The following is a 17,653-nucleotide window of genomic DNA, read 5'->3' as shown; positions in this document are numbered from 1 at the left end:
TGCAGCTTCGCATCGACGATCAATCCGATTTTCTATCGTTGCTTTGTTCAGTGTCCTTATCCCGACGAAGGAACTTCGGTCTGCGCTTCTCCCGCCAACCTTGAAGCAGCTTGCGCTCTGACGGTGTGAGAGATGCTGCGATGTCCGCGAAGGCAGCGTTGATACCGGTCCTGAATTGGTCTTCAACCGCCCGCAGGTCCGCCATAGCTGCCTTGAACTTTTCTTTGTCGAACGGTTCGGTCGTCAAAACATCGTTCGTGTGGCGCCAAGCCATACGTACTTTATCGCGCTCACTTTTCATTGAGGCACGAGCAGAAAAGACCTGCTGACGGAAAGCCTCTTGGCGGTCCGGCGGAAGCTGCCTGGCAAAACTTAGAAGACCGGACTCGTTGCGTCTCTCCTGCGCGTTATGGTGGTGCCATACGGCGGCCGCGACTCCGCCGATGAACAGCAGATTGAGCGCCAGTGAGAAGATGAACCCGGGATAGAGCAGCCGAGAACGCTGAGGCGCGATATGATTGGCTTCGACCGTCACAGCATATCCTCGTCCAGCAAGATGTCGCCGTCGTCGGTTTGCGCGATCTGCCGCGTAGCGTTCGAAGAGTTCTGGCTCGATCCCCAGAAGGAATTGACGATCCTCGACTGTCCGGCAAGAACGCCCAACACGAGCGACGCCGCGAGCGCCGTTGCCGCCAAACCCTGATGGCGGCGCAGAACGGTCGGACGTGCCGCTTGCGGCTGCGTTGCCACGAGACGCGGCTGATGCTCTGCTGCCGCGGCGATCCGCTTTTTCAAGCCATCCAAACGCGTGACATCGTACTGCGGCGCATAATCAAGAAGCCGATCGAACAACTCTGCATCGCCCAGCAATTTTCTTGCGTCCTCGCTATCGGCAAGCAGAGCCGATAGTTCGTGACGGAGCGGCGCGGGCCAGCGCGTCCGATCGGCACCATAGGTGTCGAGCGCGCCTTCCAATCTGTCGAGCCCCACGGGCCGTAGATTGCGTGTCATTGTCTTGCCGTCTCCCGCATCTCAGTGTCCGTTATCATTACGCAACGATTGCCATTCCGACTTCAAATCTGCCTTCAACTGCCTGCGTGCCCGGCTCAACAGGGACTCGACAGCTTCATCCGATACGCCCAAAACATTCCCGATCTCGATCTGGCTCAACCCCTCGAAATGAAACAGAGTGAGAGCCAAACGTTGCCGGTCAGGCAAGCCTTGCATCGCAATTTCGACTCGCCGTTGCACATCCTGACTTTCAAGCGCTGCCAGCTGTGTCGGCGGCTCCGGAACCTCCGGCAATTCTTCAACCACTTTCACGCGTCCCTGCCCGCGTACACGGTCAAGGCACAAATTCGAGACGACTCGCCGTAACCACGGGCGAATACCGGCCGGGCCGATCTCCAAGGTCGCGCCCGAGCGCCAGAGCCGCAAAAATGCTTCCTGCGCTACATCCTCCGCTTCCGCATCGTCCCGCAGCATCCGGCGCGCGACGGCGACGATGCTGCCAAGATGACGCTCCATCAGCACTCCAAATGCCTGCCCATTGCCAGCCCCGGCTTCTGCAACGAGGACAGCTTCATCGTTCCGGGAGTCAGCCGCGGGCCTCGGTTTGGCCGGGCTGCCGTCGGTTCTTATCGCCGCCACGTATCCCCTCGACATGCTTTCCGCCGCCTGTCTGGCTGTTGATTTGCCATTCGGCGCCGAAGGTTAATTCGCAGCGCCAATCTGCATCAATTGCCCACAAGAACGCTATAGGGCAGAGCAATCCGTCGCGTTGAGGGACGAGATCAGACGATTAGACGCTCAAACGCCTCAAGAACATCGCCAAGCGCTTGTTTTAGCTTCTGTTCCAGATCTTCGAAGGACGCCGCATCCGCTGCCCGGACGAGCAGCGACTTGAGCCCTTTCGGCGCTGTCGCCGGATTGAACGGGCCCTCCAAAGTCAGGCGGATAATTTGCGTCAAATTGTGCAGAAGCTGACCGGCGGCCGAAAGCCGGCGATGATCGTCGGCCGAAATCAGTCCCTCCGAAGCCGCCGCGGCAAGCGTGACAAGCGTCGTCTGATGGAGAATGGACGGATGCTCAGCAGCAAAAACAAGTTGCAGGTACTGAGCGATAAACTCCAGATCGACCAATCCCCCGCGAACCTGCTTCAGGTTCCAAATGTCTGTCGTGGCTTTCTCTGCCTCGATACGCTCGCGCATGCTGCGGATGTCGTCTGCTATCTTGGCGCGGTCGCGATGTGCCGTGAGGACCTTTCTGATATCGGCTTCGACGCGCTCGGAAAGCGCTGGTGCGCCAGCGATCACACGGGCGCGCGTTAGCGCCATGTGCTCCCAGGTCCAGGCCTCATTCGCCTGATAGCTTGCAAAACTCGAAAGCTGTGTCGCGACGGGGCCCTTCTGCCCAGAAGGCCGCAGTCGCATATCGACCTCGTAAAGCGTTCCCTCGGGTGTTCGTGCCGAGATGGCGTTGATCAGGCGTTGTGTCAGCCGCGTGTAGTAATGCTGCGGAGCGAGCGGCCGTGGGCCATCGGATTGCTCCGCCTCTCGATCGAAGTCGTAGATCAGGATGAGATCGACATCGGAGCCAGCCGTCATCTCGCGGCCTCCGAGCTTTCCCATCGCAACGACGACCGCAGAGCCGCCCGCGACGCGACCATGCTCGTCCTGCATCTGGCGGCTGACTTCGCGAAGAAGGCCTGCAATCAGACGCTCGGCAATGATGGCATAAGCCATGCCCGCCCCTGCTGCCGATATGCTGCCGGTCAGAACCCTGACGCCGATGAGGAACGCTTGCTCGCTGCCGATGATCCGCGCCGTATCGAGCACGTCCTGCATTGGATCGCCATCGTGCGCGGAGCGTGCTGCGGCGAACGATTTGATCAGCAAATCGTCGATCGCATCTTCGTCCATATGGCTGCCGAGCGCCTGCGGGTCGAGAACGGCGTCGAGCAGGCGGCGGCGTTTAGAGAGAATATGTGCGAGGCGCGGCGCCGAGCCCATGATGTCGGCGAATAACCGGATGAGGCCGGGCTGTGCTTTCAATAGGGAAAAGAACTGCACGCCGCCGGGAAGCTCCGACAAAAACCGATCGAAGCTTGCAATCGCGGAATCGGGATCGACCGTATCAGCGAGTGCCGAGATCAGCAGCGGCTGCACTTCAGTCAAACGTTCTCGCGCGCGCGGCGATCGAACCGACGGTGTGCGGCCGTGATGCCAGCCGCGAACGATCGAAAGGACCTGCGCCGGTTGCGAATAACCGAGCCGTTTCAATTCTGCGAGCGTCTGCGGATCGTCCTGCGGACCGGCGAAAACGAGGTTTGTTTCCTCGCCGGTCAACGTCGGAGAGTCTTCAAACAAGCCTGCATAGTGCTTCTCGACAGTTTCGAGAGTGCGCGTCAGTTCTGCGGAAAGCTCCTGAGCGCTCGGATACCCTGCGAAATGCGCAAATGTCTCCAGCGCATCCTTGTCCGACGGCATCTCGTGCGTCTGCTCGTCGGCGACCATTTGCAGGCGATGCTCCATGCGGCGCAAATAGCGGTAGGCATCGTCAAGCTCGGAGCGCACGGCAGGCTTCACCCAGCCGCGCTCTTCGAGTGCCGCTAACGCATCGAGTGTCGCGCGTACGCGAAGATCGGGCTGTCGTCCCCCCGCGATCAGCTGCTGCGTCTGAGCAAAAAATTCAATCTCGCGAATACCGCCACGGCCGAGCTTCAAATTTTGACCGAGAACCGTAATTCCGCCGATCGCCTTATGGGCATGGATCTGCCGCTTCATAGCGTGAATATCGGCAATCGAAGCGAAATCGAGGTATTTCCGCCAGACAAAGGGCGAGAGTTCATGCAGAAATTCTGTTCCCGCTTCGATATCACCCGCAATGGGCCGCGCCTTGATCATCGCGGCGCGTTCCCAGTTCTGGCCGACCGTTTCGTAATATCCGTGTGCCCCTGCGGTCGAGAGTGCGATTTGTGTCGCGCCAGCATCAGGACGCAGTCGAAGATCGGTCCGGAAAACGTAGCCGTCCGCGGTCCGCTCTTCGAGCAGCAAAACGAGATCGCGCGTGAGCCGCACGAAAAAGGATTGCAAATCACCATCCCCGACAAGGCGTGATTTTTCGCGGTCGAAGAAGACGATCAGATCGATGTCGCTTGAATAGTTGAGCTCGAATGCCCCGAGCTTGCCCATTGCAAGAACGAAGTAGCCCGACTCCTGATCAGGCGTTGCCGGATGCGGTGCTTGCCAGAGACCCTTTTCCGACGCCAGACGAAAAAGAAATCGAACGGCGGTCGCAACCGTGGCGTTGGCGCACTCGGAAAGCTTTCGTGTTACCGTCATCACCGGCCAGACGCCGCCGATATCGGCGAGAGCCGTCAACAGTGCGACTTCGTTTTTATATTGCCGTAACGCGCGCTTTGCCGCCGCCATATCAACAGCTTTCGCCATCGCGGCGACGAAGCCTTCGGTCAGACGCTTGAAATGATCTTCCGGCGCCTCGGCGAGCACATGCGCCAGCCGCGCAAGGTCAAGCGTCGCCAGCGTCGTGAGATAAAGAGAACCTTCGAATGTCCCCCGCAGGAGCGCGGCGACCTTCACATCTTGCAAGATGGCGGCAAGCTCCGGACATGAAACGCCGGCCTCCGCGACCAGAGCTGCGAACCGCTCGGCGCCACGGCCACCAACGGACGCGACGGGCGTTTCAGTAATACGTGCGGCAAGACTTGATTCGATTGGCTGATCCATCAGCCTATTGTGCCGCAATACCGGCAGCGACGTCACTATCGTCTGCGCCTGGAGCGGCAACCAGGCATTTTGGGGACAGCAGCACAACGACCTTAAGGCCAGGGAAATTGTCTTCCAGGCGAACTTCGCCGTGATGCAGCCGAGCCACCGCCGCCACGAGGCTCAAACCAAGCCCCGTTCCTGGCAGAGTGCGGCTGGCTTCGAGGCGCACAAACCTTTTCAGAGCGCGTTCACGATTTTCGGGGGCGATGCCAGGGCCATGATCGCCGACGGAGATCGCCGGCGTGCTGTTATCGCGATAGGCGCGGACCGTGATCGCACTTCCTGGCTCTCCACCGCGCGAATACTTGATCGCATTGTCGATCAGGTTGGCCACGGCCTGTCCGATAAGCTGTCGGTTAGCCCGAACGAAGACGCCTTTCTCGGCCTCGATCGACAGGGCAAAACCTGCTTCCTCTGTCGCCGGCGAATAGAGCTCTGCCACGTCCTCGACAAAGCGGCCGAGATCGAACGTTTCGATGCTCTCTTCGAGCGGACCTGCTTCGAGGCGCGCAATCAGCAAAAGCGCATTGAAGGTCTTGATCAGCTCGTCCGCCCTTTCGATCGTACGTTCGAGCCCCTCACGATAAGCTTCACCACCACGCGGATCGCGCAACGCAGCCTCGGCCGCATTCCGCAAACGATTGAGCGGCGTCTTCAAATCGTGGGCGATATTGTCGGAAACCTCTCGCAGGCCGCTCATCAAGCCTTCGATACGGTCGAGCATCTGGTTGAGGTTCTGCGCGAGTGCATCAAGCTCTCCGCCTCGTCCGCTCATCGGAATGCGTCGCGCCAGATCACCGTCCATGATTGAACGGCTCGTCGACGTGATCGCATCCATGCGATTGAGAATGAGCCGGCTCACCGCCAAGCCGCCAAGAAGCCCTGCGATCGACAGCACCCCGAAGCCAACCAAAAACGCCCAGCGGATTGAATCCGCGAAAGCGCGTTGATCCTCGATATCGCGCCCCACAATGAGGCGGACATCGGCTCCTAGGTTCACGGGTATGGCGACGGCAAGGTGGGGCGCGTTATCGCCAGCGGGCTGATAGCTGAAAACGCCGCCGTGCGGATCATTTGTCAGCTCCGGCGGGATGCGATTGAGGTTGCCCGCGATCTTCGCGCCGCTGTCGTCGGCGAGGTAATAGAGGCCGGTGCCTTGCAGCCGTGACATCGCGCCAACCGTTTCGGCGAGTTTCGCCCGGCCGCCGACTTTCATTTCCGATGAGAGGATCCGGGCTTCGGCTGTCAGCACGCCGAGAACCTGATGCGTCAGCAGATTGTTCGTCTGCCAAAAAAGGAAGCCCACGACGATTGCGGCGGCGAAAAGAAAGAATGCCACCGCCGCCGCGCTCAGTCCGAATGCCGTTGTCGATGCCGCTTTTGCGACGCGCTCAAGCAGGGCCGTCACGGATCGTATATCCTGCGCCCCGAACCGTGTGTAACAGCGGTTTGTCGAAGTTCTTATCGATCTTCGCGCGAAGGCGGGACACGTGCACGTCGATCACGTTCGTTTGCGGATCGAAGTGATAGTCCCAGACATGCTCCAGCAGCATCGTGCGGGTGACGACCTGGCCGGCATGCTGCATCAGATATTCGAGGAGGCGATATTCGCGCGGTTGCAGGAGAATATGCTCACCGCCGCGGGTTACGCGGTGGGAGAGCCTGTCGAGAACGAGATCGCCGACGGCATAGCGGGTCTGCTGCTCCTCCGGAGCCGTACGCCGTCCTAGCGCTTCAACCCGCGCAAGAAGCTCGGAATAAGCGTAAGGCTTCGTCAGATAATCGTCGCCGCCGGCGCGGAGCCCCTTCACGCGGTCGTCGACCTCACCCAAAGCCGAAAGGATGAGTGCCGGAGTGCGGTCGCCTTGCGCCCTCAGCGACTTGATAACCGACAGGCCGTCGAGATGCGGCAACATCCGATCGACGATAAGGACATCGTAGGTTCCGTCGGACGCCAGTGAGAGTCCAGCCTCGCCATCGGCCGCAAGGTCGGCAGTGTGCCCATTCTCTTTCAACGACTTCTGGAGAAACTGCGCCGTTTCCTTGTCGTCTTCGATTACGAGCACGCGCATGGCGTTGTTCTGATCCTGGCCTTCTCTCGACTCTCTATTTAGCGGTCCGGCCGCCGGACGTCGAGACAGCCCCGCCGTGTGGTTGACGGAGCTGCTCGAACTTGTCATGGCGTTAACCTCAGCCTTTCTTGGTAGCCAACTGTACGGCTACGAAGCGCTTCTGGTCGGACGACTGGATATGCAGCAGAACGGCCGTCCGCTTCAGATCCTGCGCCTTCTTGATGCCTGAAATAACGTCCGCCGGAGACTTAACGGTCTGGCCGGAAATCTCAAGGATGACGTCTCCCGCCTTCAGGCCCTTTTCGGCTGCGTCAGACGACGGATCAACCTCGGCGATCGCGACACCCTCGCTGTTTGATCCCGTACGTGCCGGCATCAACGTGACCCCGAGCTGACTAAGCTCCGTCGTCGAAGGCTTGTCTTCGTTATCGTTGCTGTTGCCGTTATCGTCGTTGTCGCCATTCATCAGAGCTTCGGCATTCTTCGGGAAGAGACCGAGCTTCACCTTTATGACTTTTTCGGCGTTGTTGCGCCAGACTTTGATGTTGACTGGCGAGTCCGGAGAAAGTTCGGCGATCTTTCGCGCGAGATCGCGGCTATCGACGATCTTCTCGTCATTCACCTGGAGGATTGCGTCCTGCGTCTTGATACCGGCGGCAGCCGCCGGGCCATTCGGCGTGACCTCGCTGACGAGCGCGCCATGCGCCTCTTTCAAGCCGAGGCTTGCAGCGGTGTCGTCATCGACATTTTGGATCTTCACGCCAAGCCAGCCGCGCTTGACCGTACCGGTCGCTTTGAGCTGGGTTATCACTTCCTGCACCGTCTTCGCGGGAACGTCGAAGGCGATGCCGACGTTGCCACCCGACGGAGAGAAGATCGCCGTATTAACGCCGATCACATCGCCATCGAGGTTAAAGGTCGGACCGCCCGAGTTGCCACGGTTCACGGCCGCATCGATCTGCATATAGTCGTAGGGGCCTGAGCCGATGTCGCGTGCGAGCGCCGAGACGATACCCGCAGTGACCGTCCCGCCAAGACCAAACGGATTACCAACCGCCAGCGCCCAATCACCGACGCGTGGTGTCTTCGTGGAAAGCTTCACGGCCGGGAAAGTTTTGTTGCTCTCGATTTTCAACAACGCGACGTCCGTGCGCGGATCCGTTCCGACGAGCTTGGCGTCGTACTTGGTTTCATCGTTGTCGAACGTCACCTGGATTTTCGTCGCGCCGTCGATGACGTGATTATTCGTCACGACATAGCCGTCGGGCGAAATGACGAAGCCCGAACCTTGTCCCTGAACGATCTTCGGACGCTGCTCCTGTTGTCCAAACTCCTTCGGAAGGTGTTTGAAGAAATCATGCAGCGGATGGTCCGGCGGAAGATCAGGGAAATTGAAGTTGCCGCCGCCCTTCTTGTTATCCTTTTTGTCGTTCTCCGCCATTTTAGAGGCGCCGCCATCATTGATGACCGACACTGAGACGACAGACGGCTTAACGCGCTCGACAAGATCGGCAAAGGAAAGGGGTGCGCGACCCATCGGCGTTTCGACGGTCTGCGCTGAAGCGGGCGTATCGGCGCGCACGGCCTCAGAGGGGATGAAATAACCAAACCCTACCACTGCAACAGCGGCGAGCGCCACGAAGGCCGGCGCGATTTTTGAGGAATAAACGTTCGACGGCGTCGAATTGCGATGGGGAAGTCGCATCCCAGGGGGTCTCCAAGCTGAAATCAGCCCTTCTTAGGCTTAACGGCAGCCGTAAAGGAGACGGGATTACCGCAGGATGTCAGCCACGTTAACAGTTCGTAATCTGCGCCGCACTGGATTGCGCCGTCGATCGTTTCATTGCCGTCCCGGAGCCTTCAAAGCGCGCAAGGCAGAAGCCGGGCTAACGCTGATCGTCGCTCAAAATCTCGGCAAGCTTGGCCTTTTCCTGCTCAGACAGAGCTGTCGCCTCGCTTGCGGGTTGGCGTGCGGCCGCACGTGCGGCCAAGGTCAAACCACCGACAAATACCAGAATTGGCGTCAGCCACAGGAGAAGCGTCGAAAGCTCGAAGCGCGGCCGAAGCAACACGAACTCTCCATATCGGGCGACGAGATAATCGATGACTTGGCTGTCGCTATCGCCTGCCGTCAGCCGCTCTCGCACCAAACGGCGAATGTCTGCCGCAAGCGGTGCATCGCTGTCGTCGATCGACTCGTTCTGGCAAACAAGGCACCGCAGTTCCGAGGAAATGGTGCGTGCCCTCTTTTCGAGAACAGGATTGGCAAGCATCTCGCCCGGCTGGACAGCCAGCACAGCCCGACCATTGGCGAGCATCGCCAACGAAAAAAGCGCGATTGCGAGCAGCCGACGCATCCCGTTACTCCGCTGGAACAGCTACAGGGGAACGAATGCGTCTCGCCGGAGCACCGACACGGAGCCGCCGATCAGACAACGAGATGCCGCCGCCGATGAACATGATCAGCGCACCAAGCCAGATGAAGCGGACGAGAGGGTTGAAGTAGGCGCGAACTGCATAACCGCCGCCCGGCTGTGCGTCTCCGATAACGAGATAAAGGTCGCCGCGCCAGGACGCATGAATGCCTGCCTCCGTCGTCGGCTGCGGCGGCGCGTCGTAGAGGCGCTTCGATGGCCTCAGACGTGTGATGGAGACCCCGTCGCGCTTGACGTCGAAGTCCGCGAAATTTGACGTGTAGTTCGGCCCGCGACCGCTTTCGACGCCCGTGAATGTCACGTTGTAGCCGCCGACGGCGAGGCTCTGGCCCGGCTTCATTACCAGAATGTGCTCTTCGCGATAGGCGCTCGTCGCAACGATGCCGACGACAAGCATGCCAATGCCGAAATGCGCGAGCAATGTGCCATAAGCCGAGCGCGGAAGGTTTCGCGCACGTCGCATGATCTCTTGACGCCCTGCTTTGCCGAATTTGATCCGGTCCGCATATTCGATCACTGCGCCCATCATGACGTAAATGCCGAGCGCAATGCCGAATGGCGCCAGCCACGGTCCACGGTACTCCACAGCAAACATCGCGACGAGCGCCACGATGGCGGCCAACACTGCAAGGGCCAACCGTTGCATGACGCCCAGAAGATCGCCGCGTTTCCACGCAAGCATCGGTCCGAGCGGAAGCGCCAGGAGCAACGGAACCATCAGCGGCCCGAACGTCGCGTTGAAGAACGGCGGCCCGACTGAAATCTTCTGGCCCGTCACGCCTTCGAGCGCCATCGGATAGAGCGTACCGACAAGAACGGTGGCAGCGGCCGTCACCAACAACAGATTGTTGAGCACGAGGCTGCCTTCACGGCTGATCGGCTGGAAGAGGCCGCCCGTCTGCATGTCCTTGGCGCGCAAGGCGAAGAGCGCAAGACCGCCGCCGGTGAAGAATACGAGGATCGCAAGAATGAAGATGCCGCGCGTCGGATCGACGGCGAACGAGTGCACGGATGTCAGGACGCCGGAGCGGACGATGAAGGTGCCCATGAGCGACAGCGAGAACGTCAAAATCGCGAGCAGAACGGTCCAGACCTTGAGCGCTTCGCGCTTTTCCATAACGAGCGCGGAATGGAGCAACGCCGTGCCCGCTAGCCACGGCATGAACGATGCGTTTTCGACCGGATCCCAGAACCACCAACCGCCCCAGCCGAGCTCATAGTAAGCCCACCACGAGCCCATAGAAATACCGATGGTTAGAAACATCCAGGCGGCGAGCGTCCAAGGCCTCACCCAGCGCGCCCACGCCGCATCGATCCGGCCTTCGAGCAATGCCGCGATCGCAAACGAATACGCAATCGAGAAGCCGACATATCCGGTGTAGAGGAACGGCGGATGGAAGGCGAGCGCCGGGTCCTGAAGAATGGGATTCAATCCGCGTCCATCGGGGGGCGCCGGATCAAGACGGATGAAGGGATTCGAAGTCAGAAGCGAAAAGAGCAGAAACGCCAGCGCGATTGCCCCCTGAACGGAGAGCACGCGCGCTTTCAGCGTCGGCGGCAGATTGTTGCCGAAGAGAGCAACCGCCGCGCCGAAAATCGCGAGGATGAGCACCCACAAAAGCATAGAGCCTTCGTGGTTTCCCCACACGCCCGCCATTTTGTAGATCAACGGCTTCGTGGAATGGGAATTCTCTGCCACGTTCGCCACTGAAAAATCGGACGTCACGTAAGCATACATCAGCGCGAAAAAGGCGATCGCAATCAGTAGAAGCTGCGAAACGGCAGCAGGTTCTGCGACCCGCATCATCCGATCGTCTTTGAGGGATGCGCCCGCCGCGGGCACGACGACCTGGACCGCCGCGACCAGCAGAGCGAGGATAAGCGCAAAATGTCCGAACTCGACGATCAAATCGGTAGCCTCCTTATGGCGCTTCCGCCTTCAATTCGCCCGGGTGCGCACTCGCACCGAGTTTCACGCCCTTCGCTTCCAGAGCCTGAGCCACGTTCCTCGGCATATAGTTCTCGTCGTGCTTGGCAAGCACGCTATCGGCCTTGAAGCCTCCGTGCCCGTCAAGAACGCCCTCGGCGACGACGCCCTGCCCTTCGCGAAAAAGATCCGGCAAGACGCCGGTAAAGGTCACCGGCATATCCTTCAAGGTGTCGGTGACCTTAAACTTGATCGTGGTACCTTCGTGAACCACTGAACCTTTTTCTACGAGACCGCCAAGGCGGATGCGCTGACCGGGCTGCACCGCCTCCGCGATGATGTCGCTCGGCGTATGGAAAAAGACGATGCTGTCTTTGAGAGCAAACAGAACGAGGATCGCCGCCACTGCGAGCGTTGCAACGCCGCCGCCGATCAGAACGCCGCGCTTTTGCTTCCGTGTCATCTCAGTTCATCGTCTTTCATCATAACTCAACTGCCAACGCCAAGCTTGCGAGCCATATCCTCGACACGCGCCAAGCCGACCTTATCGTCCTTTAAATTGGCGCGGGCGTCACTCAGGGCCTTGGCGGCATCTTCGCCGCGTCCAAGCACCTTGTAGGCACGAATGAGGCTGACCCATCCCGCCGGATCGTTGCCGTTGGCCTTTAGGCGCGCGGCGAGCCCCTCAACCATACGCTTTATGAATGCCTGACGTTCCGATGGCGACATGGCCATGACGGAAGCAGCATCCGCTCCCGACGGCGGCGACGATGCGACGGCGTCCGGATTTGCGGCCTTTTGAGTTGGTTCGCCAGCGGCATTCGTATCGGTAACCGCCTTATCGGCCCCCGGCATCAGGCTTGCGAGACGCGCTTCAAGCATTTTGCGCCATGGTGCATTTGCCGGCGCTTCTTGGATCAGCTTGCGATAATCGGCAGCGGCTTCGGCGATCTTACCGTCTTGCTCCTTTGCGAGCGCAAGCCAGATGCGCGGTTCTTTCCGGTCAGGCGCAATTGCAAGAATGCGTTCAAGCGCCTTGCGGGCATCTTCCGGAATAACACCGTTTTCGACTCTGATGCGAGCATTGGCGAAGCCTTGAAGTCTCGCAGGGGTTTCACCGACCAGACGCATCGCATTGGCGTAAGCTTTTGCGGCATCCGCGTAGCGGCCCATCGCATAATAGACCGGCGCAATGACGCTCCAGCCGGTGCCATCCTCCGGATGCTGACGCAGGCGCTGCTCGACTTTAGCAACGAGGTCGTTTGGATTTTTTGTGTCTGCTGTTTCCGCGAGCCGCGCGCTCAATGGATCGCCCGGCAATCCCGGAGTTCCATATGCGAGGTAGAGAGCCAAGCTCGCCACGGGCAGCAAGACCACGACGGCTGTCGATGCGAACGTTGCGAAGCGATTCCGGCGGCCTTCTGTACGCGTGTCGTTTTTCTCGCTCACGGCGGTCGAACGCAGCAAGCGCCGCGCAATTTCGGAGCGGGCGCTTTCGGCCTCGGCGGGCGCAAGCGTTCCGCTCGCTTCGTCCGAAGCGACTTCCCGGAGCTGATCTTTATAGACGGCGACATCAGCAGCCGCTGCACCGGCATCGCCCCCGGCCATCGGCTCGGAATCGGCGCGCAGTAGAGGGCGTGTAATGGCCAGCGTCACCGCTGCCACCAGGCAAGCCACTAAAATCCAAAAAACCATATGCGCGCGATCCTCGACGTTCGATCACGGAATAAGATCGCTGCGGCGCGCAAGCAAGCCGACACTGACGCGTTTAGCTCATCTGTCGCGGATATGAATTAACCGTCATGTGCAGCGGTGCGTTCCGCTGCACCGCGTCAGCCGACGCTCTTCCACGTTCCGTCCGGATTGCGGCAGGCAGTGCCGCGCATCTGCTTCGGCCTGCCATCGATGTAGATCGTATGCGTGTAATCGCGGCAGTCGGCGACACCGCGCTTGTAAGGACGGCTCGGAACGACCTCCCCATAATGGCCGGTATCGGGATCGCGCCATTGCCGCGAGACGCCGGACTGGCCGCGCTCCAGAGCATCGTATTCTGCATCTTGTGCGTAACGGCGATCGCGCTCGTCGAGGCTTTTGCCAATCTCGCTGCCAACGATGCCGCCAACGACCGCACCCGCGACTGTCGACGCGACATTGCCGCTGCCTTTGCCGAACTGATTGCCAACCAGACCGCCTGCGATGCTTCCCAGCACCAAGCCTGTGCCTTGATTGTCTACGCCCCCTTGGCCGTTGCTGCATCCGGCGAGCATGGCGAACACCATCAGCGGAATCGAAAAGCGCGCGACGCGCATGGCGAACCTCGTTTTTCGGCTTTCTTCCCCCAGCGCCGATGTTCCGGCACCATCCCAAATGTCTGGCTAGACCGATATTGAGCGCCCGACAAGGCAGAAATCCACCGCTATTCGGGCAAACAAATGACATGTTGGCCTGGTGCTGCGATGCAACAGGAACTCTTGGCAAATAAGTTTACGAGAGCAGCGTCATGCGGCGGGAAGCTCAAGAATTGCTTTGAGGCCGCCATGTTCAGACGCCTCGAGCGCGAGCCGTCCATGGTATGAGGCCGCCAGATCGCTGACGATCGACAGCCCGAGGCCCGATCCGGGCTTCGTCTCGTCGAGGCGCGTTCCGCGCTTTCCGATTTTGGCGCGTTGCTCCTGCGATAACCCCGGGCCATCGTCCTCGACTGCGATCCTGAGTTTTCTGCGCCGTGCCGGTGTCGTTTGCGTATCGACGGCGGCGGCGAGATAGACGTGCTTTTTTCCCCATTTGCACGCATTATCGAGCAGATTGCCGAGCATCTCCTCAAGATCATGCTTTTCACCCTGGAATTTGGCACCGGCCTGTATGGAAAAAGAGATCGCAATGTCTTTTTCGGAGTGGATGCGCTCGATAGCTCGGACCAGTGGCTCTGCCGTGAGGTCGACCGGCGTCACGCGCCCGATCGCGCCGACACGGGCCGCCATCCGCGCCCTGTCGAGATAATGGCTGATCTGGTCCCGCATCACCTGCGCCTGTTCGGCAACCTTCGCGCCGAGCGCCGAACGATCGTCATGCGCCTCGTTCGTAATAACGGCTAACGGCGTTTTGAGCGCATGCGCAAGATTCCCCACCTGCGTTCGCGCCCGTTCAATAATGTCCTGATTGGAATCGATCAACGCGTTGAGTTCCGCTTGCAACGGTTCGATCTCGGCCGGCAACTGCCCTTCAAGGCGTTCGACCTCGCCCGAACGGATACTCGCCAGCCCGCGTTCGATCCTCCGGAGCGGCAAAAGCCCGAACCGCACCTGAAAGACAGTTGCAGCTAACAATCCGATGCCGACGAGCGCCAAAGCGCTTGTCAAACGTGTGCGAAACTTGGCGACCGTCGCCTCGAACCAATCGAGCGGGCCGGCAACGATAATCGAATAACGCGTTCGGTCGGGATCGTGGCCGGGCGAATCCAAAAATTCGAGGATGCGGATCGTCGAGCCGGTTGGGCCCGGAGCATTCATCCAGCGCGTACCGCTATTGTCGGGCTTTATTTTATGATCGTAGGGAGATGGGAGGACGGCAGTTGCCAGCGAGGGCGAAACGAGCGTGCGGCCGGGGGCGCCGTCGATGGGACGGATCTGCCAATACCATCCTGACTGGGTGACCTCGAAAAGGGGCTCGTACAGGTTCGGCGGAATCACCGGCACGTCGCCGCCGGTGCTCATGCTGTCGATGGTGATCTGGGTCAAAAGTTTTTTCAGCTGGGCGTCGAAGCTCAACTGCACGTCTTCGCGATACAGCGAGTAAATTATGTAGCCCGCGAGCGGCAGCGCCAGAAGCGTCCACGCCGCCGAGGTCGCAAACAACCGCAGCGCAAGAGAATTAAGCCTCATCGGGTCCGTGGCTCATGCGATACCCAAGACCACGGACCGTCTGAATTACGTCACCAGGAATTTTCTTGCGCAAGCGGCCGATGAAGACCTCAATCGTATTGGAATCGCGGTCGAAGTCCTGATCGTAAAGGTGCTCGACGAGTTCGGTGCGCGAGACGACGCGGCCGTTATGATGCATCAGATACGCAAGAAGGCGAAACTCATGTGAGGTCAGCTTCACCGGCAGGCCGTCGCAGGTCACGCGAGCGGACTTGGTGTCGAGGCGGATCGGTCCGCACTCGATTTCCGATTTGACATGGCCGGAGGCGCGGCGGATCTGAGCCCGGACGCGCGCCAAAAGTTCCTCCATATGGAAGGGCTTGGCGAGATAATCGTCGGCTCCGGCGTCCATGCCAGTCACCTTATCGCTCCAGCGGTCGCGGGCGGTCAGCAGAATGACAGGCATCTTGCGATCGCTTCGGCGCCATTGCTCAAGAATGGAAATGCCGTCCATCTTTGGAAGACCGATATCTAGAATAACGACATCGTAGGGCTCCGTGTCTCCGAGGAAATAACCCTCCTCGCCATCCGCCGCGGTATCCACGGCGAAACCGGCGTCCCCCAAAGCCGCCGCAAGCTGGCGGTTCAGATCCCTATCGTCTTCGACAACGAGCGCGCGCACGCCAATCCACCTCCCTTGTGCCCGATTCCGCACGTTGTAGGGGTATCGGAGAGAAATCTCCACCCAGCAGCTGGAACCGATCACCGGACCTTTGCCGTCATAACGGTCGTCTTGAGCTGTCCCGTCGGACTACGGATCACAAGACGGTAAAAATAGCCGTCGTCCGAACGGCACAGCGTCGTCTTGACCAGCTGGCCGATCCCGTCGGCTTCCAAGGATTTGGAGACTTCCTCGACGGTTATGAGATTCTCGCGGCGCACAATCTGCCCGGCCATGCCCCAGTCCGACAGACAGTCTTCGGCGCATACGTGACCGGGCAGCAGCACTGCCGCCGCCACGGATATCGCAAGGGCGCTGGTCAATCCGGACATTTCCACGTCTTCCAGAGGCTTGCCGCCCATAGCGGTATCTCGTTGAACGGCTCATGAATATCGCTAGCCGCAAGGCAGACCATCTGCCTAGGCACCAAGCGAATTAACTTTTTCGCAGCAAGCTGAGAGGCGTATCCGCCTTTAGCCGACCGTAGATCGCCAATATCGTCCCGAAGAGCCCCGCCATCGCCTGAACCGCGGTGAGCGCCTGATCGCCGAAGGTCTGGATAATGTCCGCCGGAAGAACGATACCCAGAGCCGGGCCAACGGCTGGAATGACGGTCGCGGCCGCCGTGATCAGTGTCCCCCACAGCGTCTTGGAATGCGCCCACCATTTGCTGTCGTCATCGGTCGTCTGAGTTGGGGCGTCGGTTGCATCACTCATCTTGCTTTCTCCTTTTGCAATTTGCCGGGGCTCCAGCAGCCCGCGGGTTGTTTGATCGCTAGCGGCCCACGTTCGCGCCGTGACCAAAGTTGCATCGACGCGCTTCAGCCAGCCGCGGCCGAAGCGCCAGAAATGCGGAAGGGCGCGATACCTCGTGCGGCGCATCTCGGCGTAATCGTCGAGCAGATCGGACAACCCGCGCGCGCCGACGGCCGCAAGAGTCTCAGGGCCAATCTCGCCATCGATCGTCACGCCAACGATGCTCTGCAGCATGCGGACGGCGGCGCCGACGCCGTGATTGACGGCGGCATCGAAGTGCATCAGCGCCAGCGGCGCGGTGAAAACCGTGGACGCGGATGGAATGAAATAGCGCTGCCGATAGATCGTTTTGACGATGTCGTCAGGAATATGCTTCAGCTCTGAGATGAGGCGGGCACGAGAGGCATCATCGACCGGTTGTTTTTTGAAATTCGCATAGGTTTCGAGGGTGATCCCGCGATTTGTCGGGCCGCCCGGGTCATACGGATCGTCAGAGAAGCCGCCCTCCATTTCGAGAACGTGCGCAAGCGCTTTCAAGAAAATTAAATCGTCGCCCGCGCTTGCCGCGTCGGAAATGTCGTGCGGCCAGCGCAGACCGAGCAGCCGCACTTTGTCGAAACAGGCGACCGTCACGGCATCGCTCTGATTACCGCCGAGCAAATAGAGTTTGTCGCCCACTTCGCTGAGAAGGAATCCAACGTGTCCGGCATTTGGATCGTCGCCGCGAGACAAGACCGCAATCGCACCGATGCGCGGCGTGTCGAGTGCCTCGCCCCAGTCGAGATACGAGCGCGCGAGCAGCGATCCTGTCCCTGCGTATCCGCCTCGCTTCAGCATGGAACCGAGAAATGCCGCGCACCACGGCGTCGCCTCGGTTTCCGCGTTCGTGTCACCGGCTTCGCGGAAATAGCGTAGAATCTCAGGCGCGTCGTCCTTGCCCGGAATTTCGCGCACGCCAAACTCGGCCCACGCCGCCGCGAGCCATGGTGGTTGATCCATGTTTTCCTCTGATTATCAGATGAAGATCGCGGTGCGTTTTTTGGACGAATTGTCATTCCGCCCGAAGCGCAGCGAAGAACCGGAGCTACTTCT

16 protein-coding genes are annotated in these 17,653 nt (G+C 59.9%); all 16 read right to left on the bottom strand.

The genetic code is table 11. The features are described 5' to 3' along the window. Positions 1 to 19 precede the first annotated feature (19 nt). The 16 genes from VHB22_RS10590 to VHB22_RS10515 all read right to left on the bottom strand — a co-directional run bounded on the left by VHB22_RS10590 (position 20) and on the right by VHB22_RS10515 (position 17,560). The gene (locus VHB22_RS10590) at positions 20 to 535 is read right to left on the bottom strand and encodes a periplasmic heavy metal sensor (RefSeq protein ID WP_325456937.1); all 516 of its coding nucleotides are present in this window, start codon (positions 533 to 535) and stop codon (positions 20 to 22) included. After that, a complete protein-coding gene (locus VHB22_RS10585) occupies positions 532 to 1,011 on the bottom strand; it encodes a hypothetical protein (RefSeq protein WP_325456936.1) in 480 nt (159 codons plus the stop codon). Before VHB22_RS10585 ends, VHB22_RS10590 begins: the two co-directional genes overlap by 4 nt. A gap of 21 nt (positions 1,012 to 1,032) precedes the next feature. Continuing rightward, positions 1,033 to 1,665 carry a sigma-70 family RNA polymerase sigma factor gene (locus VHB22_RS10580; RefSeq protein ID WP_325456935.1) on the bottom strand — a complete coding sequence of 211 codons (633 nt, stop codon included), beginning with the start codon at positions 1,663 to 1,665 and terminating at the stop codon, positions 1,033 to 1,035. A gap of 128 nt (positions 1,666 to 1,793) precedes the next feature. Next, a complete protein-coding gene (locus VHB22_RS10575; RefSeq protein ID WP_325456934.1) occupies positions 1,794 to 4,748 on the bottom strand; it encodes a bifunctional [glutamine synthetase] adenylyltransferase/[glutamine synthetase]-adenylyl-L-tyrosine phosphorylase in 2,955 nt (984 codons plus the stop codon). A 4-nt stretch (positions 4,749 to 4,752) separates the two neighbouring features. Further along, positions 4,753 to 6,198: a sensor histidine kinase gene (locus tag VHB22_RS10570; protein ID WP_325456933.1), complete on the bottom strand. Its 1,446-nt coding sequence runs from the start codon at positions 6,196 to 6,198 to the stop codon at positions 4,753 to 4,755. After that, on the bottom strand, positions 6,182 to 6,862 hold the full coding sequence (locus VHB22_RS10565; protein WP_325457147.1) for a response regulator transcription factor: 681 nt from the start codon (positions 6,860 to 6,862) through the stop codon (positions 6,182 to 6,184). The genes VHB22_RS10570 and VHB22_RS10565 overlap by 17 nt, the downstream gene beginning before the upstream one ends. Positions 6,863 to 6,980: 118 nt before the next feature. Beyond that, positions 6,981 to 8,567 (bottom strand): Do family serine endopeptidase, encoded by a 1,587-nt coding sequence (locus VHB22_RS10560; RefSeq protein WP_325456932.1) that lies wholly within the window; start codon positions 8,565 to 8,567, stop codon positions 6,981 to 6,983. Positions 8,568 to 8,748: 181 nt separating this feature from the next. Further along, on the bottom strand, positions 8,749 to 9,219 hold the full coding sequence (locus VHB22_RS10555; RefSeq protein ID WP_325456931.1) for a cytochrome c-type biogenesis protein: 471 nt from the start codon (positions 9,217 to 9,219) through the stop codon (positions 8,749 to 8,751). A gap of 4 nt (positions 9,220 to 9,223) precedes the next feature. Then, positions 9,224 to 11,206, bottom strand: coding sequence for a heme lyase CcmF/NrfE family subunit (locus VHB22_RS10550; protein WP_325456930.1), 1,983 nt, complete (start codon positions 11,204 to 11,206; stop codon positions 9,224 to 9,226). A gap of 13 nt (positions 11,207 to 11,219) precedes the next feature. Then, entirely contained in the window at positions 11,220 to 11,687 is a 468-nt protein-coding gene (ccmE, locus tag VHB22_RS10545) for a cytochrome c maturation protein CcmE (RefSeq protein ID WP_325456929.1), read from the bottom strand. A gap of 26 nt (positions 11,688 to 11,713) precedes the next feature. Continuing rightward, positions 11,714 to 12,919 (bottom strand): c-type cytochrome biogenesis protein CcmI, encoded by a 1,206-nt coding sequence (gene ccmI, locus VHB22_RS10540; RefSeq protein ID WP_325456928.1) that lies wholly within the window; start codon positions 12,917 to 12,919, stop codon positions 11,714 to 11,716. Positions 12,920 to 13,056: 137 nt separating this feature from the next. Continuing rightward, positions 13,057 to 13,533 carry an RT0821/Lpp0805 family surface protein gene (locus VHB22_RS10535; RefSeq protein ID WP_325456927.1) on the bottom strand — a complete coding sequence of 159 codons (477 nt, stop codon included), beginning with the start codon at positions 13,531 to 13,533 and terminating at the stop codon, positions 13,057 to 13,059. A 189-nt stretch (positions 13,534 to 13,722) separates the two neighbouring features. Next, positions 13,723 to 15,105: a sensor histidine kinase gene (locus VHB22_RS10530; protein WP_325456926.1), complete on the bottom strand. Its 1,383-nt coding sequence runs from the start codon at positions 15,103 to 15,105 to the stop codon at positions 13,723 to 13,725. Further along, positions 15,095 to 15,766, bottom strand: a complete 672-nt coding sequence (locus VHB22_RS10525) for a response regulator transcription factor (protein WP_325456925.1) — start codon at positions 15,764 to 15,766, stop codon at positions 15,095 to 15,097. The genes VHB22_RS10530 and VHB22_RS10525 overlap by 11 nt, the downstream gene beginning before the upstream one ends. Positions 15,767 to 15,846: 80 nt before the next feature. After that, the gene (locus VHB22_RS10520; protein ID WP_325456924.1) at positions 15,847 to 16,167 is read right to left on the bottom strand and encodes a hypothetical protein; all 321 of its coding nucleotides are present in this window, start codon (positions 16,165 to 16,167) and stop codon (positions 15,847 to 15,849) included. 73 nt (positions 16,168 to 16,240) lie between these two features. After that, positions 16,241 to 17,560, bottom strand: coding sequence for a TIGR02594 family protein (locus VHB22_RS10515; protein WP_325456923.1), 1,320 nt, complete (start codon positions 17,558 to 17,560; stop codon positions 16,241 to 16,243). Between the last annotated feature and the right edge of the window lie 93 nt (positions 17,561 to 17,653).

The organism is Hyphomicrobium sp. (assembly GCF_035548195.1).
In the GTDB taxonomy this organism is placed as follows: domain Bacteria; phylum Pseudomonadota; class Alphaproteobacteria; order Rhizobiales; family Hyphomicrobiaceae; genus Hyphomicrobium_B.
Note: the sequence above shows the minus strand (reverse complement) of the source record. Positions and strands in the feature narration are given on the sequence as shown.

Bases quoted from the DNA above. Each gene is read 5' to 3' on its own strand.
- VHB22_RS10530 (WP_325456926.1), bottom strand. From the start codon at position 15,105: ATGAGGCTTAATTCTCTTGCGCTGCGGTTGTTTGCGACCTCGGCGGCG.
- VHB22_RS10515 (WP_325456923.1), bottom strand. From the start codon at position 17,560: ATGGATCAACCACCATGGCTCGCGGCGGCGTGGGCCGAGTTTGGCGTG.
- VHB22_RS10585 (WP_325456936.1), bottom strand. From the start codon at position 1,011: ATGACACGCAATCTACGGCCCGTGGGGCTCGACAGATTGGAAGGCGCG.
- ccmI (WP_325456928.1), bottom strand. From the start codon at position 12,919: ATGGTTTTTTGGATTTTAGTGGCTTGCCTGGTGGCAGCGGTGACGCTG.
- VHB22_RS10565 (WP_325457147.1), bottom strand. From the start codon at position 6,862: ATGCGCGTGCTCGTAATCGAAGACGACAAGGAAACGGCGCAGTTTCTC.
- VHB22_RS10560 (WP_325456932.1), bottom strand. From the start codon at position 8,567: ATGCGACTTCCCCATCGCAATTCGACGCCGTCGAACGTTTATTCCTCA.
- ccmE (WP_325456929.1), bottom strand. From the start codon at position 11,687: ATGACACGGAAGCAAAAGCGCGGCGTTCTGATCGGCGGCGGCGTTGCA.
- VHB22_RS10575 (WP_325456934.1), bottom strand. From the start codon at position 4,748: ATGGATCAGCCAATCGAATCAAGTCTTGCCGCACGTATTACTGAAACG.
- VHB22_RS10520 (WP_325456924.1), bottom strand. From the start codon at position 16,167: ATGGGCGGCAAGCCTCTGGAAGACGTGGAAATGTCCGGATTGACCAGC.
- VHB22_RS10535 (WP_325456927.1), bottom strand. From the start codon at position 13,533: ATGCGCGTCGCGCGCTTTTCGATTCCGCTGATGGTGTTCGCCATGCTC.
- VHB22_RS10580 (WP_325456935.1), bottom strand. From the start codon at position 1,665: ATGTCGAGGGGATACGTGGCGGCGATAAGAACCGACGGCAGCCCGGCC.
- VHB22_RS10555 (WP_325456931.1), bottom strand. From the start codon at position 9,219: ATGCGTCGGCTGCTCGCAATCGCGCTTTTTTCGTTGGCGATGCTCGCC.